General features: G+C 61.6%; 19 protein-coding genes. 8 read left to right on the forward strand and 11 right to left on the reverse strand.

Features of this window, described 5'->3' with window-relative positions; all coding sequences use genetic code 11:
• The first annotated feature begins 28 nt into the window (after positions 1–28).
• Complete coding sequence (locus TU80_RS26605) at positions 29–610, forward strand: GspH/FimT family pseudopilin (protein WP_046384738.1); 582 nt, start codon at positions 29–31, stop codon at positions 608–610.
• On the opposite strand, the gene ispH is transcribed toward TU80_RS26605, so the two are convergent.
• From ispH to murJ, 6 genes are all read right to left on the reverse strand, one after another.
• On the reverse strand, positions 564–1,511 hold the full coding sequence (gene ispH / locus TU80_RS26610) for a 4-hydroxy-3-methylbut-2-enyl diphosphate reductase (RefSeq protein WP_017845487.1): 948 nt from the start codon (positions 1,509–1,511) through the stop codon (positions 564–566). The genes TU80_RS26605 and ispH overlap by 47 nt on opposite strands.
• A gap of 121 nt (positions 1,512–1,632) precedes the next feature.
• Positions 1,633–2,070: an FKBP-type peptidyl-prolyl cis-trans isomerase gene (fkpB, locus tag TU80_RS26615; RefSeq protein WP_169850802.1), complete on the reverse strand. Its 438-nt coding sequence runs from the start codon at positions 2,068–2,070 to the stop codon at positions 1,633–1,635.
• Between the two features lie 7 nt (positions 2,071–2,077).
• A complete protein-coding gene (lspA, locus tag TU80_RS26620) occupies positions 2,078–2,587 on the reverse strand; it encodes a signal peptidase II (RefSeq protein WP_017845489.1) in 510 nt (169 codons plus the stop codon).
• Positions 2,580–5,411 carry an isoleucine--tRNA ligase gene (ileS, locus tag TU80_RS26625; RefSeq protein ID WP_057005755.1) on the reverse strand — a complete coding sequence of 944 codons (2,832 nt, stop codon included), beginning with the start codon at positions 5,409–5,411 and terminating at the stop codon, positions 2,580–2,582. Before ileS ends, lspA begins: the two co-directional genes overlap by 8 nt.
• Positions 5,412–5,425: 14 nt before the next feature.
• Positions 5,426–6,364, reverse strand: a complete 939-nt coding sequence (gene ribF, locus TU80_RS26630) for a bifunctional riboflavin kinase/FAD synthetase (RefSeq protein WP_017845491.1) — start codon at positions 6,362–6,364, stop codon at positions 5,426–5,428.
• Positions 6,365–6,484: 120 nt separating this feature from the next.
• A complete protein-coding gene (gene murJ / locus TU80_RS26635) occupies positions 6,485–8,023 on the reverse strand; it encodes a murein biosynthesis integral membrane protein MurJ (protein WP_057005756.1) in 1,539 nt (512 codons plus the stop codon).
• Positions 8,024–8,276: 253 nt separating this feature from the next.
• Between murJ and rpsT the strand changes: the two genes are divergently transcribed.
• On the forward strand, positions 8,277–8,555 hold the full coding sequence (gene rpsT / locus TU80_RS26640) for a 30S ribosomal protein S20 (protein WP_003215870.1): 279 nt from the start codon (positions 8,277–8,279) through the stop codon (positions 8,553–8,555).
• Positions 8,556–8,719: 164 nt separating this feature from the next.
• Here rpsT and TU80_RS26645 read toward each other — a convergent pair whose 3' ends face one another.
• A complete protein-coding gene (locus tag TU80_RS26645; protein WP_017845493.1) occupies positions 8,720–9,205 on the reverse strand; it encodes an FKBP-type peptidyl-prolyl cis-trans isomerase in 486 nt (161 codons plus the stop codon).
• Between TU80_RS26645 and TU80_RS26650 the strand changes: the two genes are divergently transcribed.
• From TU80_RS26650 to TU80_RS26665, 4 genes are all read left to right on the forward strand, one after another.
• Positions 9,204–9,494 carry a DUF3565 domain-containing protein gene (locus tag TU80_RS26650; RefSeq protein WP_046384743.1) on the forward strand — a complete coding sequence of 97 codons (291 nt, stop codon included), beginning with the start codon at positions 9,204–9,206 and terminating at the stop codon, positions 9,492–9,494. The two genes, TU80_RS26645 and TU80_RS26650, sit on opposite strands and share 2 nt — an antisense overlap.
• 79 nt (positions 9,495–9,573) lie before the next feature.
• Entirely contained in the window at positions 9,574–11,673 is a 2,100-nt protein-coding gene (pta, locus tag TU80_RS26655; protein ID WP_046384744.1) for a phosphate acetyltransferase, read from the forward strand.
• The gene (locus TU80_RS26660; RefSeq protein ID WP_046384745.1) at positions 11,674–12,573 is read left to right on the forward strand and encodes a 1-acylglycerol-3-phosphate O-acyltransferase, YihG family; all 900 of its coding nucleotides are present in this window, start codon (positions 11,674–11,676) and stop codon (positions 12,571–12,573) included.
• Between the two features lie 343 nt (positions 12,574–12,916).
• Positions 12,917–13,759 (forward strand): hypothetical protein, encoded by an 843-nt coding sequence (locus tag TU80_RS26665; protein ID WP_079442828.1) that lies wholly within the window; start codon positions 12,917–12,919, stop codon positions 13,757–13,759.
• A gap of 84 nt (positions 13,760–13,843) precedes the next feature.
• On the opposite strand, the gene cysN is transcribed toward TU80_RS26665, so the two are convergent.
• The 3 genes from cysN to TU80_RS26680 form a co-directional block, all read right to left on the reverse strand.
• Positions 13,844–15,742, reverse strand: coding sequence for a sulfate adenylyltransferase subunit CysN (cysN, locus tag TU80_RS26670; RefSeq protein ID WP_046488067.1), 1,899 nt, complete (start codon positions 15,740–15,742; stop codon positions 13,844–13,846).
• A 9-nt stretch (positions 15,743–15,751) separates the two neighbouring features.
• Entirely contained in the window at positions 15,752–16,669 is a 918-nt protein-coding gene (gene cysD, locus TU80_RS26675; protein ID WP_010565604.1) for a sulfate adenylyltransferase subunit CysD, read from the reverse strand.
• Between the two features lie 180 nt (positions 16,670–16,849).
• Positions 16,850–17,608: a Nif3-like dinuclear metal center hexameric protein gene (locus TU80_RS26680; RefSeq protein WP_017845498.1), complete on the reverse strand. Its 759-nt coding sequence runs from the start codon at positions 17,606–17,608 to the stop codon at positions 16,850–16,852.
• A 102-nt stretch (positions 17,609–17,710) separates the two neighbouring features.
• Between TU80_RS26680 and algW the strand changes: the two genes are divergently transcribed.
• The gene (gene algW, locus TU80_RS26685) at positions 17,711–18,865 is read left to right on the forward strand and encodes a Do family serine endopeptidase AlgW (protein WP_017845499.1); all 1,155 of its coding nucleotides are present in this window, start codon (positions 17,711–17,713) and stop codon (positions 18,863–18,865) included.
• Positions 18,866–18,979: 114 nt separating this feature from the next.
• A complete protein-coding gene (locus tag TU80_RS26690) occupies positions 18,980–21,076 on the forward strand; it encodes a TonB-dependent siderophore receptor (protein WP_057005758.1) in 2,097 nt (698 codons plus the stop codon).
• A 102-nt stretch (positions 21,077–21,178) separates the two neighbouring features.
• Here the strand turns inward: TU80_RS26690 and hemH are convergent, their stop codons facing one another.
• Positions 21,179–22,204 (reverse strand): ferrochelatase, encoded by a 1,026-nt coding sequence (gene hemH, locus TU80_RS26695; RefSeq protein ID WP_057005759.1) that lies wholly within the window; start codon positions 22,202–22,204, stop codon positions 21,179–21,181.
• Positions 22,205–22,216: the final 12 nt, after the last annotated feature.

A 22,216-nucleotide genomic window follows, 5' to 3' on the forward strand; every position in this document is an offset into this window, starting at 1 on the left:
ATTCATCGCGTCCACGGAGGGACCGCACATGACACAACGAGGCTTCACCCTGATCGAACTACTGCTCGGGCTGATCCTGAGCGGCATCCTCGCGCAGCTGGCGGTCCCCAGTTTCAAGGGGTTGCTGGAGTCCCAGCAGCGACACAGTGCGGCCCAGTCTCTGGTTGGCGGCCTGCGCTATGCGCGCAGCGAAGCCATCGCACGCAACCGGGCGGTAGTCATTCATGCCTTGGACGACGATTGGAGCAGGGGCTGGCGGGTGATCGTGGACCTGAACGGGCGAGGCCATCTGGACGACGATAATCCCGTACTGCTGGAGCATCAGGACAATGGGCGCGTACCGATCGTGGGCAATGGCCCGGTCAGGAGCCAGGTACGCTTCAGCGGGCTGGGCGAGCCGGTCTTTGCCGGCGGGGGCTTTCGTGCCGGCACCGTGCATGTATGCGCCACGGATCAGGCACAAAGCCTGTTTCAAGTGGTGCTGGCCCCCAGCGGACGCATCAGCCTGCGCCGGGATAAAACCGAGCAGGCATTATGCCGGGGCTCGCTCAACACCCTGGGACTCAGAGCAGCGAACGCACCCGCAGCTCCTTGGGCATGGAGAAAGTGATGTTCTCCTCACGACCGGCCAACTCATCGGCACCGGTGGCGCCCCAGGCCTGCAACTGCTGGATCACACCGCGCACCAGCACTTCCGGTGCCGAGGCGCCCGCAGTGATGCCGATGCGCTCGACGCCGTCGAACCAGCTGCGCTGCATGTCCTCGGCGCCGTCGATCAGGTACGCCGGCGTGGCCATGCGTTCAGCCAGTTCACGCAGGCGGTTGGAGTTGGAGCTGTTAGGGCTGCCGACAACCAGCACCACATCACATTCATCGGCCAGTTGCTTGACTGCGTCCTGGCGGTTTTGCGTGGCGTAGCAGATGTCGTCCTTGCGTGGGCCGCCAATTGCCGGGAAGCGTGTGCGCAAGGCATCGATCACTCGGCTGGTGTCGTCCATCGACAACGTGGTCTGGGTGACGAAGGCCAAACGCTCAGGGTTGCGTACCTGCAGGTTGGCGACGTCTTTTTCGTCTTCCACCAGGTAGATCGCGCCACCGTTGCTGCCATCGTACTGGCCCATGGTGCCTTCGACTTCCGGGTGGCCAGCGTGGCCGATCAGGATGCATTCACGGCCATCGCGGCTGTAGCGCGCGACTTCGATATGCACCTTGGTAACCAATGGGCAGGTGGCATCGAACACTTTCAGGCCGCGGCCTGCTGCTTCGGTCCGCACCGCCTGGGATACGCCGTGGGCGCTGAAGATAACGATAACGTCGTCCGGCACCTGGTCGAGCTCTTCGACAAAGATGGCGCCGCGAGCGCGCAAGTCTTCGACCACGAATTTGTTGTGGACGACTTCATGGCGCACATAAATCGGCGGCCCGAAGACTTCCAGCGCACGGTTGACGATTTCGATCGCGCGGTCCACGCCGGCGCAGAAGCCACGGGGGTTGGCGAGTTTGATTTGCATGCTGTGCCTCGTGTCTTTGTGGGAGCTGGCTTGCCTGCGATGCGGTCGACTCGGTGTATCAGGTACACCGAGGTGATGCCATCGCAGGCAAGCCAGCGCCCGCAGGAGCCGGTTCTGTCAGTTAGAGCGCTTTAACGTCGAAGATTTCTACGTCAAACGTCAAGGTTTTACCGGCCAACGGGTGGTTGAAGTCGATGGTCACTTGCGCGTCATCGAAGGCTTTGACCACACCCGGCAGCTCGGTGTTCGCCGCATCGTTGAAGATCACCAGCAGGCCTTCCGACAGCTCCATGTCCTGGAACTGCGAACGCGGGATGATCTGTACGTTTTGCGGGTTGGGCTGGCCAAAGGCGTTTTCCGGCAGGATCTGCAGGGTGCGCTTGTCGCCGGCCTTGAAGCCGAACAAGGCCGCTTCAAAACCCGGCAGCAGGTTGCCATCGCCCACCTTGAAGGTCGCCGGGGATTTGTCGAACGTGCTGTCGACCGTGTCGCCATTCTCCAGGCGCAATGCGAAATGCAAGGTGACTTCCGTGTTCTGGCCGATGCGTTGTTCAGCCAATACCTGATCAGTCATGAACGGTCTCTCCGGTTTTCTTACTTTTGAACATATCGAGTGCCAGCATGATTGCACCGACGGTGATGGCGCTGTCGGCAAAATTGAACGCGGGGAAGTACCAGCGGTTCTGCCAATGCACCAGAATGAAGTCGATCACATGGCCCAGGGCGATGCGGTCGTACAGGTTGCCCAGCGCGCCACCCAGCACCAGCGCCAAGGCGATGGCCAGCCAGGTGTCATCGCGCCCCAGGCGCTTGAGCCAGACCACCAGCACCGCACTGACCACCACGGCGATCAGGGCGAACAACCAGCGCTGCCAGCCGCCGCCATCGGCCAGGAAGCTGAACGCCGCGCCGGTGTTATAGGCCAGCGTCCAGCTGAAGTAATCCGGGATCACCACGATCTGCTGGAACATCTCCAGGGAGCCCTCGAAGTGAGCCTTGCTGACCTGGTCGATGACCAGGACCAGCACGCTCAATACGAGCCAGCCAAGACGTCCGAAACGACTGGCGTTAGGCATAGTGACGAACCTCGCCGGCACCGCTGATGTTGTCGACGCAACGACCGCAGATTTCCGGATGCTCAGGGTTCACGCCGACATCTTCACGGCAGTGCCAGCAACGGGCGCACTTGGGGAAGGCCGACTTGACGACTTTGAGCTTCAGGCCAGGCACTTCGGTAGCCACGGCGTCCGCCGGGGCCTGGGCGAATGGCGCCAGGCTCGCGGTGGAGGTGATCAGCACGAAGCGCAGTTCGTTGCTCAGCTTGGCCAGGTCGGCGCTCAGGCCTTCCTCGGCAAACAGGGTGACTTCGGCTTGCAGGTTGCCACCGACGGCCTTGGCCGCGCGCTGCACTTCCAGCTCCTTGTTCACGGCCACTTTCACCGCCATCACGCCGTCCCAGTACTCGCGGCCCAGTTCGAAGTCGGCCGGCAGTTCGGTCAGGCCTTCGTACCAAGTGTTGAGCATCACCGATTCGTTGCGCTCGCCCGGCAGGTATTCCCACAGTTCGTCGGCGGTGAAGGCCAGGATCGGTGCGATCCAGCGCACCAGCGCTTCGGAGATGTGGTACAGCGCGGTCTGCGCCGAGCGGCGCGCCTTGCTGTTGACGCCGGTGGTGTACTGGCGGTCCTTGATGATGTCGAGGTAGAAACCGCCCAGCTCCTGCACGCAGAAGTTGTGGATCTTCGAGTAGACGTTCCAGAAGCGGTATTCGCCGTAGTGCTCTTGCAACTCGCGCTGCAGCAACAGGGTACGGTCCACGGCCCAACGGTCCAGGGCAAGCATGTCCTCGGCCGGCAGGATGTCGGTAGCCGGGTTGAAACCGGTCAGGTTCGACAGCATGAAGCGTGCGGTATTGCGGATACGGCGGTAGGCATCGGCGCTACGCTGCAGGATCTGCTCCGACACGGCCATCTCGCCCGAATAATCGGTCGAGGCCACCCACAGACGCATGATGTCAGCGCCCAGGGTGTCGTTGACCTTTTGCGGCGCGATCACGTTGCCCAGGGACTTGGACATCTTGCGGCCGTTTTCGTCGACGGTGAAACCGTGGGTCAGCAGTTCGCGGTACGGTGCGTGGTCGTCGATGGCGCAACCGGTCAAAAGCGACGAGTGGAACCAGCCACGGTGCTGGTCCGAACCTTCCAGGTACAGGTCGGCGCGCGGGCCGGCCGCATGACCCATCGGGTGCGAACCGCGCAGCACGTGCCAATGGGTGGTGCCGGAGTCGAACCACACGTCGAGGGTGTCGCTGATCTTGTCGTACAGCGGCGCTTCGTCGCCCAACAGCTCGGCGGCGTCCAGCTTGAACCAGGCTTCGATGCCTTCCTGCTCAACGCGCTGGGCCACGACTTCCATCAGTTCGACGGTACGCGGGTGCAGCTCGCCGCTTTCCTTGTTGAGGAAGAACGGGATCGGCACGCCCCAGTTGCGCTGGCGGGAGATGCACCAGTCCGGACGGTTGGCGATCATCGAGTGCAGGCGCGCCTGGCCCCAGGCCGGGACGAACTTGGTGTCTTCGATGGCTTTGATCGCGCGGTTGCGCAAGGTGTCGCCGCTGGCCGGTTCTTTATCCATGCCGATGAACCACTGCGCGGTGGCGCGGTAGATCAGCGGGGTCTTGTGGCGCCAGCAGTGCATGTAGCTGTGCTTGATGGTCTCGGTGTGCAGCAGCGCGCCGACTTCCGACAGCTTGTCGATGATCGGCTGGTTGGCCTTGAAGATGAACTGGCCACCGAAGAATTCCAGGGACGGCGCATAAACACCGTTGCTCTGCACCGGGTTCAAGATGTCGTCGTTGACCATGCCGTAGGCCTTGCAGGTCACGAAGTCGTCTACGCCGTAAGCAGGCGCGGAGTGAACGACGCCGGTGCCGGCGCCCAGTTCAACGTAGTCAGCCAGGTACACCGGCGACAGGCGGTCGTAGAACGGGTGACGGAAGTTGATCAGTTCCAGCGCGGAACCGGTGGTGGTGGCGATCACCGAACCTTCCAGCGCGTAACGCGCCAGGCAGGCTTCGACCATCTCTTCGGCCAGCACCAGCAGGCGATCACCGACATCCACCAGGGCGTAGGTGAATTCCGGGTGGACGTTCAGCGCCTGGTTGGCGGGGATGGTCCACGGGGTGGTGGTCCAGATCACGATGGCGGCTGGCTTGGCCAGGCTTGCCAGGCCAAAGGCCGCGGCCAGCTTGGCGTCGTCGGCGATCGGGAAGGCCACGTCGATGGTCGAGGACTTCTTGTCTTCGTACTCGACTTCCGCTTCAGCCAGGGCCGAACCGCAGTCGAAGCACCAGTTCACGGGCTTGAGGCCCTTGAACACGAAACCGCCCTTGACGATTTCGGCCAAGGCGCGGATTTCACCGGCCTCGTTCTTGAAATCCATGGTCTTGTAGGGATTGGCCCAGTCGCCCAGGACACCCAGGCGGATGAACTCGGACTTCTGCCCTTCGATCTGCTCGGTGGCGTAGGCACGGCACAGTTCGCGGGTTTTATCGGCGCCCAGGTTCTTGCCGTGGGTCACTTCGACTTTGTGTTCGATCGGCAGGCCGTGGCAATCCCAACCCGGGACATACGGCGCGTCGAAGCCCGAAAGGGTCTTCGAGCGGACGATCATGTCCTTGAGAATCTTGTTCAGCGCATGACCGATGTGAATCGTGCCGTTGGCATAAGGAGGGCCGTCGTGCAGGACGAATTTCGGACGATCCTTGCCAATTTCGCGCAACTTTCCGTACAGGCCAATACTGTCCCAGCGCTGCAGGATCTGCGGTTCGCGCTGTGGCAGGCCGGCCTTCATTGGGAAGGCGGTGTCCGGAAGGTTTAGCGTGGCTTTATAGTCGGTCATTTAAGGCTCTTCGGTTAGCGATGGGCGCTAGGTGCGGCTAGGGCACGGGCGGCGGCGACATCCGCATTGATCGCCGTTTTCAACGCCTCGAGGGAGGCGAAACGCTGCTCTTCACGCAGCTTTTGGTGGAAAACCACCGTCAAACGCCGGTCATACAGATCACCGGCAAAATCCAAAAGGTGAACCTCCAGGTGGGCCTTGCCATCACCTGCAACCGTGGGCCTGACGCCTATATTGGCGACTCCCGGCCACGATTGGCCGTCGATGTCGACGCTCACCAGGTAAACCCCGGTCAGCGGCACACGACGGCGCTTGAGCTGCACGTTGGCGGTTGGCGTGCCCAGTTGGCGCGCCAGCTTCTGGCCGTGCAATACCCGCCCGGCAATGCGGAACGGGCGACCGAGCAAACGCTCGGCCAAGGCGAAGTCGGCAGCGGCCAGGGCATTACGCACCTGGGTACTGCTCACGCGCAGGCCGTCCAGTTCGACGGTTTGCGCGGCTTCGACGGTAAAACCCTGGGTTACGCCGGCGTGCTGCAGAAAATCGAAATCGCCGACCCGATCACAGCCGAAACGGAAGTCGTCGCCGACCTCCAGGTGCTGTACGCCCAAGCCATCCACCAGGATACGGTCGACGAACTCGGCGGCGCTGAGGCTGCGCAAACGCTGGTTGAAGGCCAGGCACAGCACACGGTCCACGCCCTCCTCGGCCAACAGTTGCAGCTTGTCGCGCAAGCGGGCCAGGCGCGCTGGCGCCGTTTCCGGGGTAAAGAATTCCCGCGGCTGTGGCTCAAAAATCACCACGCAGCTGGGCACGCCCAACTCGACCGCACGCTCGCGCAGCCGGGCCAGGATAGCCTGGTGGCCACGGTGTACACCGTCAAAGTTGCCAATAGTGGCGACGCAGCCCCGATGCTGGGGGCGCAGGTTGTGGAGACCTCGAACCAGCTGCATAACGCGCTTCTTGCTCATAAAGTGGTCGATTATAACCACACCCGGCCCCGGATCACAGGCAACAGCGCAGGGCAAAATGGATGGAATCGATAAAACACCGGTTTTATCGCGGCAAACTCGCTAACCCAGCGCCTTGCGATTGAAATCCCGCAGGCGGAAACCTTGCAGCAGCAACATCCCGAAGTACACCACCACGCCCGCCACCACCAGCACGCCCAGGCGCAAGAAACGCTCGAGCATATGGCCTTGATCCCAGGCCGGCATGAAGTGCATCAGACCCAGCAATACCGCCGACATCATCGCCACCGCCACCAGCAGCTTGAGGGCAAACATGCCCCAGCCAGGCTGCGGCTGGAACATCTGCTGTTTGCGCAGTTGGTAAAACAGCAGGCCGGCATTGATACAAGCACCAGCGCTGATGGCCAGGGCCAGGCCGGCATGCGCCAGCGGGCCGATGAACACCAGGTTGAGCAGTTGCGTGACGACCAGCGTGAAGATCGCGATCTTCACCGGCGTGCGGATGTTTTGCTGGGCGTAGAACCCCGGCGCCAGCACTTTGATCACGATAATCCCAAGCAGACCGACCGAGTAAGCGATCAGCGCGTGCTGAGTCATCAAGGCATCGTGTGCGCCGAATTGCCCGTACTGGAACAACGACACCGTCAGTGGCTCGGCGAGGATTCCCAGGGCCAGCGAGCACGGCAACACCAGCACGAAGCACAGGCGCAGGCCCCAATCGAGAATGCGCGAGTATTCATGGCGGTCCTTGCTCGCGTAAGTACGCGCCAGCGTCGGCAGCAGAATCGTGCCCAGGGCCACGCCGAGGACGCCGGACGGCAGCTCCATCAAGCGATCGGCGTAGTACATCCACGACACCGAACCGGACACCAGCAATGAGGCGAACGCGGTGTTGATGATCAGCGAAATCTGGCTGACCGACACCCCGAGGATCGCTGGCAGCATATTGCGCATCACGCGCCAGACGCCGGTGTCCTTGAGGTTCAGGCGCGGCAACACGAGCATGCCGATCTTTTTCAGGTGCGGCAGTTGGTAGAGCAATTGCGCCAGGCCGCCGGCCAGGACGGCCCAGCCCAGGGCCATGACCGGCGGATCGAAGTAGGGCGTGAGGAACAGCGCGAAAATAATCATGCTGACGTTAAGCAGGGTCGGCACGAACGCCGGCACCGAGAAACGGTTCCAGGTATTGAGGATGGCGCCAGCCAGGGATGACAGGGAAATCAGCAATATGTAGGGGAAAGTCACACGCAGCAGATCAGTGGTCAGCGCGAATTTTTCCGGCGTATTGGCAAAACCGGGCGCCGTGGCCCAGATCACCCACGGCGCGGCGAGCATGCCGATCACAGTCACCAGCATCAGCACCAGGGTCAGCAAGCCCGAGACATAGGCAATGAATGTGCGGGTCGCCTCCTCGCCCTGCTGCGTCTTGTATTCCGCCAGAATCGGCACGAACGCCTGGGAAAACGCGCCCTCGGCGAAGATCCGCCGCAACAGGTTGGGCAGTTTAAAGGCAATGAAGAACGCATCCGTGGCCATGCTGGCGCCGAAAATGCGTGCCAACAAGGTGTCACGCACAAACCCCAATACCCGGGAAATCATCGTGATTGAGCTGACGGCAGCCAACGATTTGAGCAGATTCATTGAAAGAGTTTGCGCCTATAGATAAAGAGCAGGCGAACTACGCGCCTACTTATGCGATACTGCGCGCCTGCAACAGCACAGCGCCAAAGCTCGCGAGTTTACAGGTCAAGCGCCGGAAATAAATCACCCGCCTCTTCAGATCGACCACTCAGCAGTTCGCATCAACCGCCCTTGACAACCCATCAACTCATCGGCATGATTCGCGGCCTATTTTGTTTGCTATTTCCTAAAAAGTCTTTCGAGGAGCTCGACGGTGGCCAACACACCTTCCGCCAAAAAACGTGCAAAACAGGCTGAGAAGCGTCGCAGCCACAACGCCAGCCTGCGTTCCATGGTTCGTACCTACATCAAGAATGTAGTTAAGGCCATTGACGCAAAAGACGCTGAAAAAGCTCAAGCTGCTTACGTTCTGGCTGTGCCAGTTATCGACCGTATGGCCGATAAAGGCATCATCCACAAGAACAAAGCTGCTCGCCATAAAGGTCGCCTGAACGGCCACATCAAGGCTCTGAACCTTGCTGCTGCAGCCTAAGCGATAAACTGCCACGCAGGTTTACCTGCGTAACAGTTAAGAAATGCCCCGTACCGAAAGGTCCGGGGCATTTTTGTTTGGGCGCCATACATCTTTATTGCACGCACAAAAAAACGCCCCGAACCAGTCGGGGCGTTTTTGCTACCACCTGATCAAAACATCGATCAATGGTGATGACCGCCTTCACCGTGGACGTGGCCGTGAGCGACTTCTTCCTGGGAAGCGTCGCGGATGGCAACGATCTTCACTTGGAAGTTCAGGCGCTGGCCTGCCAGAGGGTGGTTACCGTCGACAGTGACGTCGTCGCCGTCCAGATCACGGATGGTGACGATCTGCATTTGGCCGTCCGGCGCGGAAGCGTGGAACTGCATGCCCACTTCCAGTTCGTCGACACCTTCGAACATGCTGCGGCTCAGGGTGCTGACCAGTTCGGCGGAGTATTCGCCGTAAGCATTTTCAGGCTCTACGACAACGGTCAGTTCATCACCGACGCTCTTGCCGACCAGGGCGTTTTCCAGGCCCGGGATAATGTTGCCTGCGCCTTGCAGGTAGACCAGCGGCGCGCCGCCGGCTGAGCTGTCGATGACCTCACCAGCGTCGTTGGTCAGGGTATAGTCGATGGAGACAGCCTTGTTAGCGGCGATCGTCATGGGGCGAGACCTTTTGCATAAGAATGAAGAACGGACAAGTCTAAACAAGGATTTGCCCGAAAGCGAACAGAACCCGGACGGACGGGACCAATCAACGGCCGTCGTCATCATCGGATTCCACCAGGACGACGACCGGCACTGGGTTGCCGAGCTGTCCTGCGGCCACACCCAGCACCTGCGCCACCAGCCGCCCTGGCAATCGCGCGCCTGGGTGCTCGACCCCGCACGCCGCCTGGAAAAAATAGGCCAGCCCTTTGCCTGCGGCTGGTGTGCGCAGGAGCGCGAATAACGATAACCTTGGCGCCTGATTCCCGGTAGGCACTCAACCATAGAGCGCCACCGAAGCCATGCACCTCCAGAGAATTCGCATGCAGACTTTTTTTATCGCGCCCACCGATTTTGGTGTGGGTCTGACCTCTATCAGCCTTGGGCTGGTCCGCACCCTTGAACGTGCCGGGTTGAAAGTCGGCTTCTTCAAACCGATTGCCCAGCCGCACCCCGGCGACACCGGCCCCGAACGCTCCACCGAACTGGTGGCGCGCACCCACGGCCTCAAACCGCCGCAGCCCCTGGGCCTGGCCCATGTCGAGCGGATGCTCGGCGACGGCCAGCTCGACGAGTTGCTCGAAGAAATCATCACCCTGTATCAGCAGGCCGCCGTGGGCAAGGACGTGCTGATCGTCGAAGGCATGGTGCCGACCCGCAGCGCCAGCTATGCGGCGCGGGTCAACCTGCACCTGGCCAAGAGCCTGGATGCGGAAGTGATCCTGGTCTCGGCGCCGGAAAACGAAGTGCTCACCGAGCTCTCCGGCCGCGTGGAGCTGCAGGCCCAACTGTTCGGCGGCCCGAAGGACCCGAAAGTGCTCGGCGTGATCCTCAACAAGGTACGCACCGATGAAAGCATGGAGGCCTTCTCGGCGCGCCTCAAGGAGCATTCGCCGTTGCTGCGCAGCGGGGATTTCCGCCTGCTCGGCTGCATTCCTTTCCAGCCCGAACTCAACGCGCCGCGCACCCGTGACGTCGCCGACCTGATGAGCGCGCAGATCCTCAACGCCGGGGATTACGAAACCCGGCGCATGACCAAGATCATCATCTGCGCCCGCACCATGCGCAACACCGTGGAACTGCTCAAGCCGGGCGTGCTGGTGGTGACACCGGGTGACCGCGACGACATCATCCTCGCCGTCAGCCTGGCGGCGATCAACGGCGTGCCCCTGGCCGGCCTGCTGCTGACCAGCGACACCCTGCCCGACCCGCGCATCATGGACCTCTGTCGAGGCGCGTTCCAGGCCGGGTTGCCGGTGCTGTCGGTGAGTACCGGTTCCTATGAGACAGCGAACCTGCTCAACAACCTGAACAAGGAAATCCCCATCGATGACCGTGAGCGGGCCGAGATCATCACCGATTTCGTCGCCAGCCACCTCGATGCGCGCTGGCTGCACCAACGCTGCGGCACGCCACGGGAAATGCGCCTGTCGCCGGCGGTGTTCCGCTACCAGTTGATCCAACGCGCCCAGGCCGCCAACAAGCGCATCGTCCTGCCCGAAGGCAGCGAGCCGTTGACCGTGCAAGCCGCCGCGATCTGCCAGGCCCGCGGCATTGCCCGCTGCGTGTTGCTGGCCAAGCCGGCGGACGTCGAAGCGGTCGCCCGCGCCCAGGGCATCGAATTGCCCGAAGGCCTGGAGATTCTCGACCCGGACCTGATCCGCGAGCGTTATGTCGAACCGATGGTCGCGTTGCGCAAAAGCAAAAGCCTCAACGCGCCGATGGCCGAACAGCAGCTCGAAGACACCGTGGTGATCGCGACCATGATGCTCGCACTGGATGAAGTCGACGGCCTGGTCTCCGGCGTTATCCACTCCACCGCGAACACCATCCGCCCGGCCCTGCAACTGATCAAGACCGCGCCGGGCTGCACCCTGGTGTCGTCGGTGTTCTTCATGCTGTTCCCCGAACAGGTGCTGGTGTACGGCGACTGCGTGATGAACCCGCACCCGAGCGCCGCCGAACTGGCGGAAATCGCCCTGCAGAGCGCCGATTCGGCGGCCGCGTTCGGTATCACCCCACGGGTGGCGATGATCAGCTATTCCAGCGGTGAGTCGGCCAGCGGCGAAGAGGTGGAAAAGGTCCGCGAAGCCACCCTGCTCGCCCATGAACAGCAAAGTTCGCTGCTGATCGACGGCCCGTTGCAATACGATGCCGCCGCCAACGAAACCGTCGCCCGGCAACTGGCGCCCAACAGCCTGGTGGCGGGCAAGGCCACGGTCTTCGTGTTCCCCGACCTGAACACCGGCAATACCACCCACAAGGCGGTACAACGCAGCGCCGATTGCGTCAGCCTCGGGCCGATGCTCCAGGGCCTGCGCAAACCGGTGAACGACCTGCCGCGCGGCGCCCAGGTCGACGACATTGTGTACACCATCGCCCTGACCGCGATTCAAGCCGCCAACCGACCTATGGATATCTAAATGCTGGATTTTCTACCTGCCGCCGTGCGCGGGGTAATCGCGTCGTTGCTGCTGGCGCTGAACACGATCCTGCTGTGTTCGTTCCTGTTCATCGTCGCGCTGTTCAAGGCACTGCCGTTCGCCAAACGTTTCAGCGAATGGCTGATGAACCACACCCATGAAGCCTGGATCAGCAACAACAAGGCGTGGATGAACCTGGTACGGCGCACCCGCTGGCACCTCAAAGGCCTGGAAGGGCTGGACTACCAGCACTCTTATCTGGTGACCAGCAACCACCAGAGCTGGGTCGACATCATGGTCCTGCAATACGTGCTCAACCGACGCATTCGCCCGCTGAAGTTCTTTCTCAAGCAGGAACTGATCTGGGTGCCGGTGATTGGCCTGGCCTGGTGGGCGTTGGGCTTTCCGTTCATGAAGCGCTACTCCAAGGCCTACCTGGAAAAACACCCGGAGAAGAAAGGCAAGGACCTGGAAACCACCCGCAAGACCTGCGCGAAGTTTCGCGCCAACCCTGTGGGCATTTTCAACTTTGCCGAAGGCACGCGGTTTACCGTCGGCAAGCATGCGCAGCAGAAGTCGCCGTTTCGCTACCTGCTCAAGCCCAAGGCTGGCGGTATCGCGTTTGTGCTGGATGCCATGGGTGAGCAGCTCAAGTCATTGGTCAATGTGACCATCCACTACCCCGCCGGACGCCCAGGCTACTGGGACTTGTTGTGTGGGAATGTGCAGGACGTGGTGGTGCAGTTCGAAGAGGTGCAGATTCCGGCCGAGTTCATTGGCAAGAATTATGAGCAGGATAGCGAGTATCGGCTGGCGTTCCAGGCCTGGATCAACCGGTTGTGGGAAGACAAGGACGCGCTGCTGAAACAGTTGCACACCGACTACCCAGGCCGCCACTGATCAAAAGGTGGGAGGGGGCTTGCCCCCGATAGCGGTGGTTCAGTCACCCGATGCTCTGACCGACACTCTGCAATCGGGGGCAAGCCCCCTCCCACATTCAACCGAGACGTTCTTGAGCATGTAAAAAGCCCGCCACCGAGTGATCGGTGGCGGGCTTTTTGTGGTGGCAAGGTTTATATCGCACCAAACACCGGCCGACTTGTTACTCGCAGAAACAAGTTCAACAGAAACCGCTATCCATTAAACACCACTCAGGCAATGCGCCCTCAGGTGGGCGCCAGACGCATGAATCAAGTGTCTACGCAGAATGCAATACCATCAGAAAACTTACGGAACCAACTTCATGAACATCTCGCCGACATCCGCACCCTATGTTCCATATTCGCTGCCCTCACTTCTAGTTAGTCGACTTCACCCAGGACGTGACCAGTCGACACCGGATGTCTACAGCAAGACATACGAAGACGGCAATCTAACGATCAGCGCAGATTACGATCTCCAGGAAGCCAATACTCCAGGCATACCTAAACGCGTCACCATTAATACGGGTAACGAAAACGACCGCATTCACATTCGCCTGGGCAGTGACAATAAGGTTACGGCAGATATCAACGGGGAAAGTTACCCGTTAAATCTGGAGAACGAAAAGGCCTTAAAAACACTCCTTATCAAAACCAACGGCGGCAACGACCGGGTCACTGTAGATGAAGACGTAAAAAACACCGTTGCGATCTACACCGGAGACGGTGACGATCACGTCAAGAGCGGAGGCGGCCTAACATTCGCATACTTGGGTAACGGTGATGATGAAGCGTCCTTGGGGAGTGGCGGGGGCATGCTTGAAGGACAAGGCGGCAACGACTTTCTGACCGGGGGACTAAGTCGGTATAACTCACTTGACGGCGGTGCCGGCAACAACATCATGAGGAGCGGAACAGGTGGTGGCCCCGATCAGGCGACTCATATCGCTGGCCGCGGGGACCGCGACACAATGACCTCACTTTCCGGAAGGTTCTCTATCACCAGTAGTGGCGGAGCCTCCTTCATCACCACCGAAGGCAAGGGCGACATTCGTATAGGCGGAGGCAAAAACACCATCAATACCACCTCGGAAGCAACCCTCTCAGAAAAAAGAGACAGTGACGTAATCACCCAAACTGATGTCCCTGCTCGCGAAGAAATTTAACCCTCAGACACACTAAAAAGCCCGTCGCGATTCACACGCTGACGGGCTTTTTTGCAGCTTGACGCTTAACGCTTATCAGCGCGCCTATATCGCGCCGCGCTGACGCAACAGCTCCAGCACTTGCTTGACGCTGTCTTCCAGCGACAGGGCCTGGGTGTCGATCACCAGATCGGCATTCAACGGCACGTCGTAGGGGAAGGACTCACCAGGGATGTTATCCCCACCGGCCGCGTACAAGCCTTGTGGATCGCGCTCGGCACACACCAGCGGCGAAGCCTGCACGTAGACCGTCAGCAAGCGGTCGGCACCGATCAGTGCCTTGGCCTGTTCACGCCCTTCGGCATCCGGCGCAACGAACGCGGCCAGGGTCAGCAGGCCGGCTTCGTTGAACTGGCGTGCGACGTGAGCCGCACGACGCCAGTTCTCGGTACGCCCGACGCGATCCTGCGGCAAGCCTTTGTTCAGGTCGTGGCGCAGGTTCTGGCCATCCAGTACAAACACCGCGCGGCCCATGTCGAACAACTTGCGTTCAACCGCATAGGCCAGGGTGCTTTTGCCGGCGCCCGACAAGCCGCTGAACAACACGGTGGCCGGCTGCTGACCGAAGCGCTGGGCGCGCTCTTCGGTGGCCACATGGGCCAACTTGCCGTGCTGCGCGGCGCTGCCGTGGCTGACCGGCGGCGCGATGATCATGCCCGCGGCCACGGTGCCATTGGTCAAGCGGTCGATGACGATGAACGCGCCGGTGGTGCGGTTGCTCGCGTAACCGTCCAGGGCGATGGCGGCGTCGAGGCTGACCTTGACCCGGCCGATTTCGTTCAACTGCAGCGAACTCGCCGGGCCTTCGGCCAGGGTGTTCACGTCCACGCGATGCACGATGCTGGTGATGGAACCCGGCACGTAGCTGGTGGCGCGCTTGATGTCGTATTTCTTGCCCGGCAGCATCGGCTCTTCGGCCATCCACACCAGCATGGCGTCGAAGGCGTCGGTCACTTGCGGCACGTTGTCGGCATGCACCAGCAGGTCGCCACGGGAGATGTCGATCTCGTCTTCCATGGTCAGGGTCACGGCCTGGCCGGGACCGGCGTGTTCCAGTTCACCGTCGAAGGTGACGATGGATTTGACGCGGCTGCTCTTGCCCGACGGCAGCACCACGACTTCGTCGCCCTTGTGGACGATGCCGCTGGCCAGGGTGCCGGCAAAACCGCGGAAGTTCAGGTTCGGACGGTTGACGTACTGCACCGGGAAACGCAGGTCGGTGTAGTTGCGGTCGTTGGCGATCTCGACGGTCTCGAGGATCTCCATCAGCGACTGGCCGGTGTACCACGGCGAACGCTCGCTCTTGTTCACCACGTTGTCGCCCTTGAGCGCCGACATCGGCACGAACGCCATGGTGCTCGGCTTGAAGGCGATGCCGTCGGCGAACTTCAGGTAGTCGGCCTTGATCTGCTCGAATACGCCTTCGTCGAAACCGTTGAGGTCCATCTTGTTGATGGCGACCACGATGTGCTTGATGCCCAGCAACGAGGCTATGAAGCTGTGGCGACGGGTCTGGGTCTGCACGCCGTAGCGCGCGTCGACCAGGATGATCGCCAGGTCACAGGTGGACGCACCGGTGGCCATGTTGCGGGTGTACTGCTCATGGCCGGGGGTGTCGGCGATGATGAATTTACGCTTGGCGGTGGAGAAGTAGCGGTAGGCGACATCGATGGTGATGCCCTGCTCGCGCTCGGCCTGCAGGCCGTCGACCAGCAGAGCCAGGTCGATGTCGTCACCGGTGGTGCCGACCTTCTTCGAATCGCGGGTGATGGCTTCCAGGTGATCTTCGTAGATCATTTTGGAGTCGTGCAGCAGGCGCCCGATCAGGGTGCTCTTGCCGTCGTCGACGTTGCCGCAGGTCAGGAAGCGCAACATTTCCTTGCGCTCGTGCTGGCCCAGGTAGGCGAGGATGTCCTCGCTGATCAAATCAGATTGATGCGACATGACAACCCCTTAGAAATAGCCTTGACGTTTTTTATCTTCCATCGAGCCGGCACCATCGTGGTCGATGACCCGGCCCTGGCGCTCGGAAGTTCGCGTCAGGAGCATTTCCTGAATGATGTCCGTCAGCGTCTCCGCTTCGGACTCCACCGCGCCCGTCAACGGGTAGCAGCCAAGGGTACGGAAACGGACTTTCTTTTTGACGATGCGGGCTTTGTCTTCGTCGGACAGGTGCTCGAGGATGCGGTCGTCGTCGATCATGATCAACGTGCCGTTCTTCTCGATCACATCGCGCTCGGCGGCGAAGTACAGCGGCACGATCGGGATGCCTTCCAGGTAGATGTACTGCCAGATGTCCAGTTCGGTCCAGTTGGACAGCGGGAACACACGGATCGACTCGCCCTTGTTGACGTTGCCGTTATAGACGTTCCACAGCTCCGGACGCTGGTTTTTCGGGTCCCAGCGGTGCTTGCTGTCGCGGAACGAGTACACGCGCTCTTTGGCACGGGATTTCTCTTCATCGCGACGGGCACCGCCGAAGGCTGCGTCGAAACCATACTTGTCCAGGGCCTGCTTGAGGCCTTCGGTCTTCATGATGTCGGTGTGCTTGGCGCTGCCGTGGGTGAACGGGTTGATGCCCTGCGCCACACCGTCCGGGTTGACGTGGGTGATCAGGTCCAGGCCCAGTTCTTCAACCATGCGGTCGCGGAACGTGTACATCTCCTGGAATTTCCACTGGGTGTCGACGTGCATCACCGGGAACGGCAGCTTGCCCGGGAAGAACGCCTTGCGTGCCAGGTGCAGCATCACGGCGGAGTCTTTACCGATCGAGTAGAGCATCACCGGGTTGTCGAACTCGGCGGCGACCTCGCGGATGATGTGGATGCTTTCCGCCTCCAGCTGTTTCAGATGCGTCAGTTTGTCGACCATGGCTACTCACGGAAAAACGATCTTATGGACGGCCAGCGGGCCGTGTTCGAGCGAGGCATGCTAGCACAGCACCTGCTTCTATTCAGGGCGCCGACTAGATCGAAACGGTATATGGATATGCCCCGAGGTTTGGCGGCGATGGGCGGCCGAACCCTACCAAATGTGGGAGGGTGGTGTGCGTTAGATCGGGTTGGGACAATCGATGAACAAATGCTCCAGGGCGAAACGCCGCGCCAGGTAATCGCCCAACGCCTGCACACCGTAACGCTCGGTGGCGTGATGGCCGGCGGCGATAAAGCTGATGTCGTTTTCGCGGGCGCTGTGGAAGGTCTGTTCGGAGGCTTCGCCGCTCAGGTACAGGTCGACGCCGGCCGCAATCGCCTGGTCGATGTAACCCTGGCCACCGCCGGTACACCAGCCGACGCGGCGGATCATCTCGCTGCCTTCGATCAGCAGCGGCTCGCGCCCCAACACGCTCTGCACGCGGTGGGCGAAGTCACGCGGCGACAGCGGCTCGGCGAGGGAGCCGACCAGCCCGACGATCTTGAGGTCGGCCGGGTCCAGCGGGCCTTCGACGGTGATGTCCAACTGCCGAGCAAGCTGTACGTTGTTGCCGACCTCGGCGTGCAGGTCCAGCGGCAGGTGGTAGGCCAGCAGGCTGATGTCGTGCTTGAGCAGGGTCTTCAGGCGGCGCTGCTTCATGCCGGTGATGCACGGGTTCTCGCCCTTCCAGAAATAACCGTGGTGGACCAGCACCAGGTCGGCCTGGGCTTCGACGGCGGCGTCGAGCAATGCCTGGCTGGCGGTGACGCCGCTGACGATACGCATCACCTGCGGGCGCCCCTCGACCTGCAGGCCGTTGGGGCAGTAATCGGCAATTTTTGCGCTGCCAAGGTAGCGGTCCGCTTCCTCGACGAGGGTGCTCAAAGCAACGGCCATAAAAGACTCCTAAATATCCCGTTCCGAGGCGCTCGCAGCCTCGTATAATGCGCGACATTATGGGCGCTCCCCCGCCCCCTGCAACCTGTCAGGACTTACTTGATGCTCAAGGCACTGCGTTTTTTTGGATGGCCATTGCTGGCTGGCGTGCTGATCGCGATGATGATTATTCAGCGTTACCCCCAGTGGGTGGGCTTACCGAGCCTTGATGTGAACCTGCAACAGGCCCCGCAAACCAATACGATGGTGCAAGGCCCGGTGACCTACGCCGACGCCGTGGTCATCGCCGCCCCTGCGGTGGTCAACCTGTACACCACCAAGGTCGTCAACAAGCCGGCGCACCCGCTGTTCGAAGACCCGCAGTTCCGCCGCTATTTCGGCGACAACAGCCCCAAGCAGCGACGCATGGAATCCAGCCTGGGGTCCGGGGTGATCATGAGCCCGGAAGGCTACATCCTCACCAACAACCACGTGACCACCGGCGCCGACCAGATTGTGGTAGCCCTGCGCGACGGCCGCGAAACCCTGGCCCGCGTGGTCGGCAGCGACCCGGAAACCGACCTCGCGGTGTTGAAGATCGACCTGAAAAACCTGCCCGCGATCACCATCGGCCGCTCCGAAGGGCTGCGGGTCGGCGATGTCGCGCTGGCCATCGGCAACCCGTTCGGCGTCGGCCAGACGGTCACCATGGGCATCATCAGCGCCACCGGGCGTAACCAGTTGGGCCTCAACAGCTACGAAGACTTCATCCAGACCGACGCCGCGATCAACCCGGGCAACTCCGGCGGCGCGCTGGTGGATGCCAACGGCAACCTGACCGGCATCAACACGGCGATTTTCTCCAAGTCCGGCGGCTCCCAGGGCATCGGTTTCGCGATCCCGGTCAAGCTGGCGATGGAAGTGATGAAGTCGATCATCGAGCACGGCCAGGTGATCCGTGGCTGGCTGGGGATCGAAGTGCAGCCGCTGAGCAAGGAACTGGCCGAGTCGTTTGGCCTGACCGGGCGCCCGGGCATCGTGGTCGCCGGGATCTTCCGCGACGGCCCGGCGCAAAAGGCCGGCCTGCAACTGGGCGATGTGATCCTCAGCATCGACGGCGAACCGGCCGGTGATGGCCGCAAGTCGATGAACCAAGTGGCGCGGATCAAACCGACCGACAAGGTCACGATCCAGGTGATGCGCAACGGTAAAGAGCTCAACCTGACGGCGGAAATCGGCCTGCGCCCACCGCCCGCGCCGGTGACGGAAGAGGAATAACCCGCGCCCTCCGGGTGCCCGTTCGCGGGCACCTGTAAGCACATATTTCAGAACCGAACCGCTTACATAATGACATGTTATATTGTTTCAATATCGCCATTGGAACGCTCTATCATGTCGCCTCGCACGTTTCCCCCTTTGGCCGGCCTGGCCTTGGGTTTGCTGCTGGACCCCGCCTGCGCCGAAGACACCCGCATTGAACTGGACGCCATCAGCGTCACCACCGACGCCTACGAATCCGCCACCGGCCCGGTCAACGGCTATCGCGCCACCCGCTCCGCCAGCGCAACCAAGACCGACACCGCGCTGCGCGACATCCCGCAATCCATCAGCGTGATTCCCGCCAACGTGCTCAAGGACCTGGGCAGCACCGACGTGGAACGCGCCCTGGAATTTGCCGGCGGCGTCTCCAAGCAGAACAACTTCGGCGGCCTCACCCTCTACGAATACAGCGTGCGCGGCTTCACCACGTCGGAGTTCTACCAGGACGGCTTCAGCGCCAACCGCGGTTACCCGAGCACGCCGGACGCCGCCAATCTCGAACGCATCGAAGTGCTCAAAGGCCCCGCCGCCAGCCTGTACGGGCGCGGCGATCCCGGCGGCACGGTGAATATCGTCACCAAGAAACCCCAGCCCGACGCGTTCACCACCCTGCAAACCAGCGCCGGCAGTTGGGACCGCTATCGCACCGCGCTGGACGTGAACACCCCGCTCGACAGCGAAGGGCAACTGCTGACACGGGTCAACCTGGCGGTGGAAGACAACCATAGTTTCCGCGATCATGTAGACGCCAAGCGGGTGTTCGTCGCGCCGTCCTTCAGTTGGCAACTGGCCCCCGACACGCACCTGCTGGTGGAAAGCGAATTCGTGCGCCACCGCTCCACCTTTGACCGCGGCATCGTCGCGCCGCGCGGCATGTCGCGCTCCACCTTCCTCGGCGAGCCCAACGACGGCGACATCAACAACCACAACAACCGCCTCCAGGCCACCCTCGAACGTCACCTCAACGACACGTGGGCCCTGCGCCTGGCCAGCCATTACAAACAAGGCAGCCTGTGGGGCGACGCTTCGGAAAACCGCGCGCTGAACAGCGACGGCCACACCGTCAACCGCCGCTACCGCGAACGCTCCATGGGTTGGCACGACAGCATCACCCAACTGGAACTGCGCGGTCTGTTCGACATCGGTCGTTGGCAACACGAGTTGCTGATCGGCACCGAGTACGAGGACTACCGCAAGAAGGAACGCGTGACAGCCATCGCCGGCAGCCCCTACGCGATCGACATCTACAACCCGGTCTACGGCCAGCCCAAACCCGATGGCGAGCGCTCCGGCACTGACTTCTCCGAACAGGTAAAAAGCCAGGCACTGAACCTGCAAGACCAGATCGTCTTCACCGAACGCCTGCGCGGCATGCTCGGCGCGCGCTTCGAGCACTTCGAGCAACACACCGACGACTTCACCCGTCATCACGCCAAGAGCCGCCAGACCCACGACGCCCTGACCCAGCGCGCCGGCCTGCTCTACCAGCTCACACCTGAAGTCGGGGTGTTCGCCAACGCCTCGACCTCATTCAAGCCGAACAACGGCCTGGACGCTGGCGGCAAATCCTTCAAGCCTGAAGAGGGTGTGGGGTATGAAGTGGGGATCAAGAGCGAGCTGTTCGACGAGCGCCTCAGCGCCACCCTCGCCGCGTTCCACATCGAGAAGGAAAACGTGCTGACCGTGGACCCGGCCACCGACACCCAACGCGCCATGGGCAAGGCACGCAGCCAAGGGTTTGACCTGCAACTGAGCGGGCAACTGAGCGAGGCGGTGCGCGTGATCGGCGCGTTCGCCTACATCGATGCCGAAGTGACCAAGGGCGATAAAGCCATCCCCACCGGCAGTCGCATTCTCGGCGTGGCCAAGCGCAGCGGCAGCCTGTTGGGCGTGTATGAATTCCAGGACGGCACGTTGCGCGGTTCAGACGTGGGCGCGGCGTTCACCTATGTCGGTGATCGCTCCGGTGAAGCCGGCGGCAGTTTCGAACTGCCCGCCTATCACACCGTGGACCTGCTGGCGCATTACAAAGCCACCGACAACGTCACCGTGGGCCTGAACCTTAACAACCTGTTTGATGAAAAGTACTACGAACGCGCCTACAGCAACTATTGGGTCAGCCCCGGTGAACCGCGCAACTTCACGGTCAGCCTGACCCTCAACCTGTAACGCGGTCAAACCTGTGGGAGGAGGCTTGCCCCCGATAGCGCTACAACAGTCACCTCACCCAGTGACTGGCAAACCGCTATCGGGAGCACGCCCCTTCCCACATTACAGTGCCACGGGGGCCCGCTCGCACAGGGTGTTAAGCGCCACCGCCCACTGCTCGCTGTCATTCAAGCACGGCACCAGCACCAACTCCTCGCCGCCCGCTGCGCGGAATTGCTCCCGGCCACGGTCGCCGATCTCTTCCAGCGTCTCGATGCAGTCGGCCACGAACGCCGGGCACATCACCAGCAGCTTTTTCACGCCTTGCTGGGCCAACGCTTCCAGGCGTGCCTCGGTGTAGGGTTCGATCCACTTCGCCCGGCCCAGGCGCGACTGGAATGCCACCGACCATTTGCCGTCCGGCAGCCCCATGCGCTCGGCAAAATTGCGGGCGACGCTGAAGCACTGCGCGCGGTAACACGTGGCAAGCGTCTGCGGCGAAGCGTTGCGGCAGCAATCGGCATCCTTGAAGCAATGCGCGCCGGTAGGGTCGAGCTTGGTCAGATGGCGCTCGGGCAGGCCGTGGAAACTCAGGAGCAGGTGGTCGTACTCCTGCGCTACGTAAGGCCGCACGCTCGCCGCCAACGCATCGAGGTACTCCGGCTGATCGTAGAACGGTTGCAGGATCGAGAACTGCACCTTGAGCTTCTTGTCGCGCACCACCCGCTGAGCTTCTTCAATCACCGTGGTCACGGTGCTGTCGGCGAACTGCGGGTACAACGGCGCCAGGGTGATTTTCTGAACGCCCTGGGCGGCCAGGCGCGTCAGGGTCGTTTCAAGGGACGGCTCGCCATAACGCATCGCCAGCTCCACCGGACCCTGGGTCCACTGCGCAGTCATTTTCTGTTGCAGGCGCTGGCTGAGCACCACCAGCGGCGAGCCTTCCTCCCACCAGATCGAGGCATACGCATGGGCCGACTGCTCGGGACGCTTGATCAGGATCAGCGACACCAGCAAGCGCCGCACCGGCCACGGCAGGTCGATCACGTAAGGGTCCATCAGGAACTGATTGAGGTAGCTGCGCACATCGGCCACCGAAGTAGACGCCGGTGACCCCAGGTTGACCAGTAACAACGCGTGATCCGTCATGCAACATCCTAT

This window comes from Pseudomonas veronii (genome assembly GCF_001439695.1).
Taxonomy (GTDB): domain Bacteria; phylum Pseudomonadota; class Gammaproteobacteria; order Pseudomonadales; family Pseudomonadaceae; genus Aquipseudomonas; species Aquipseudomonas veronii.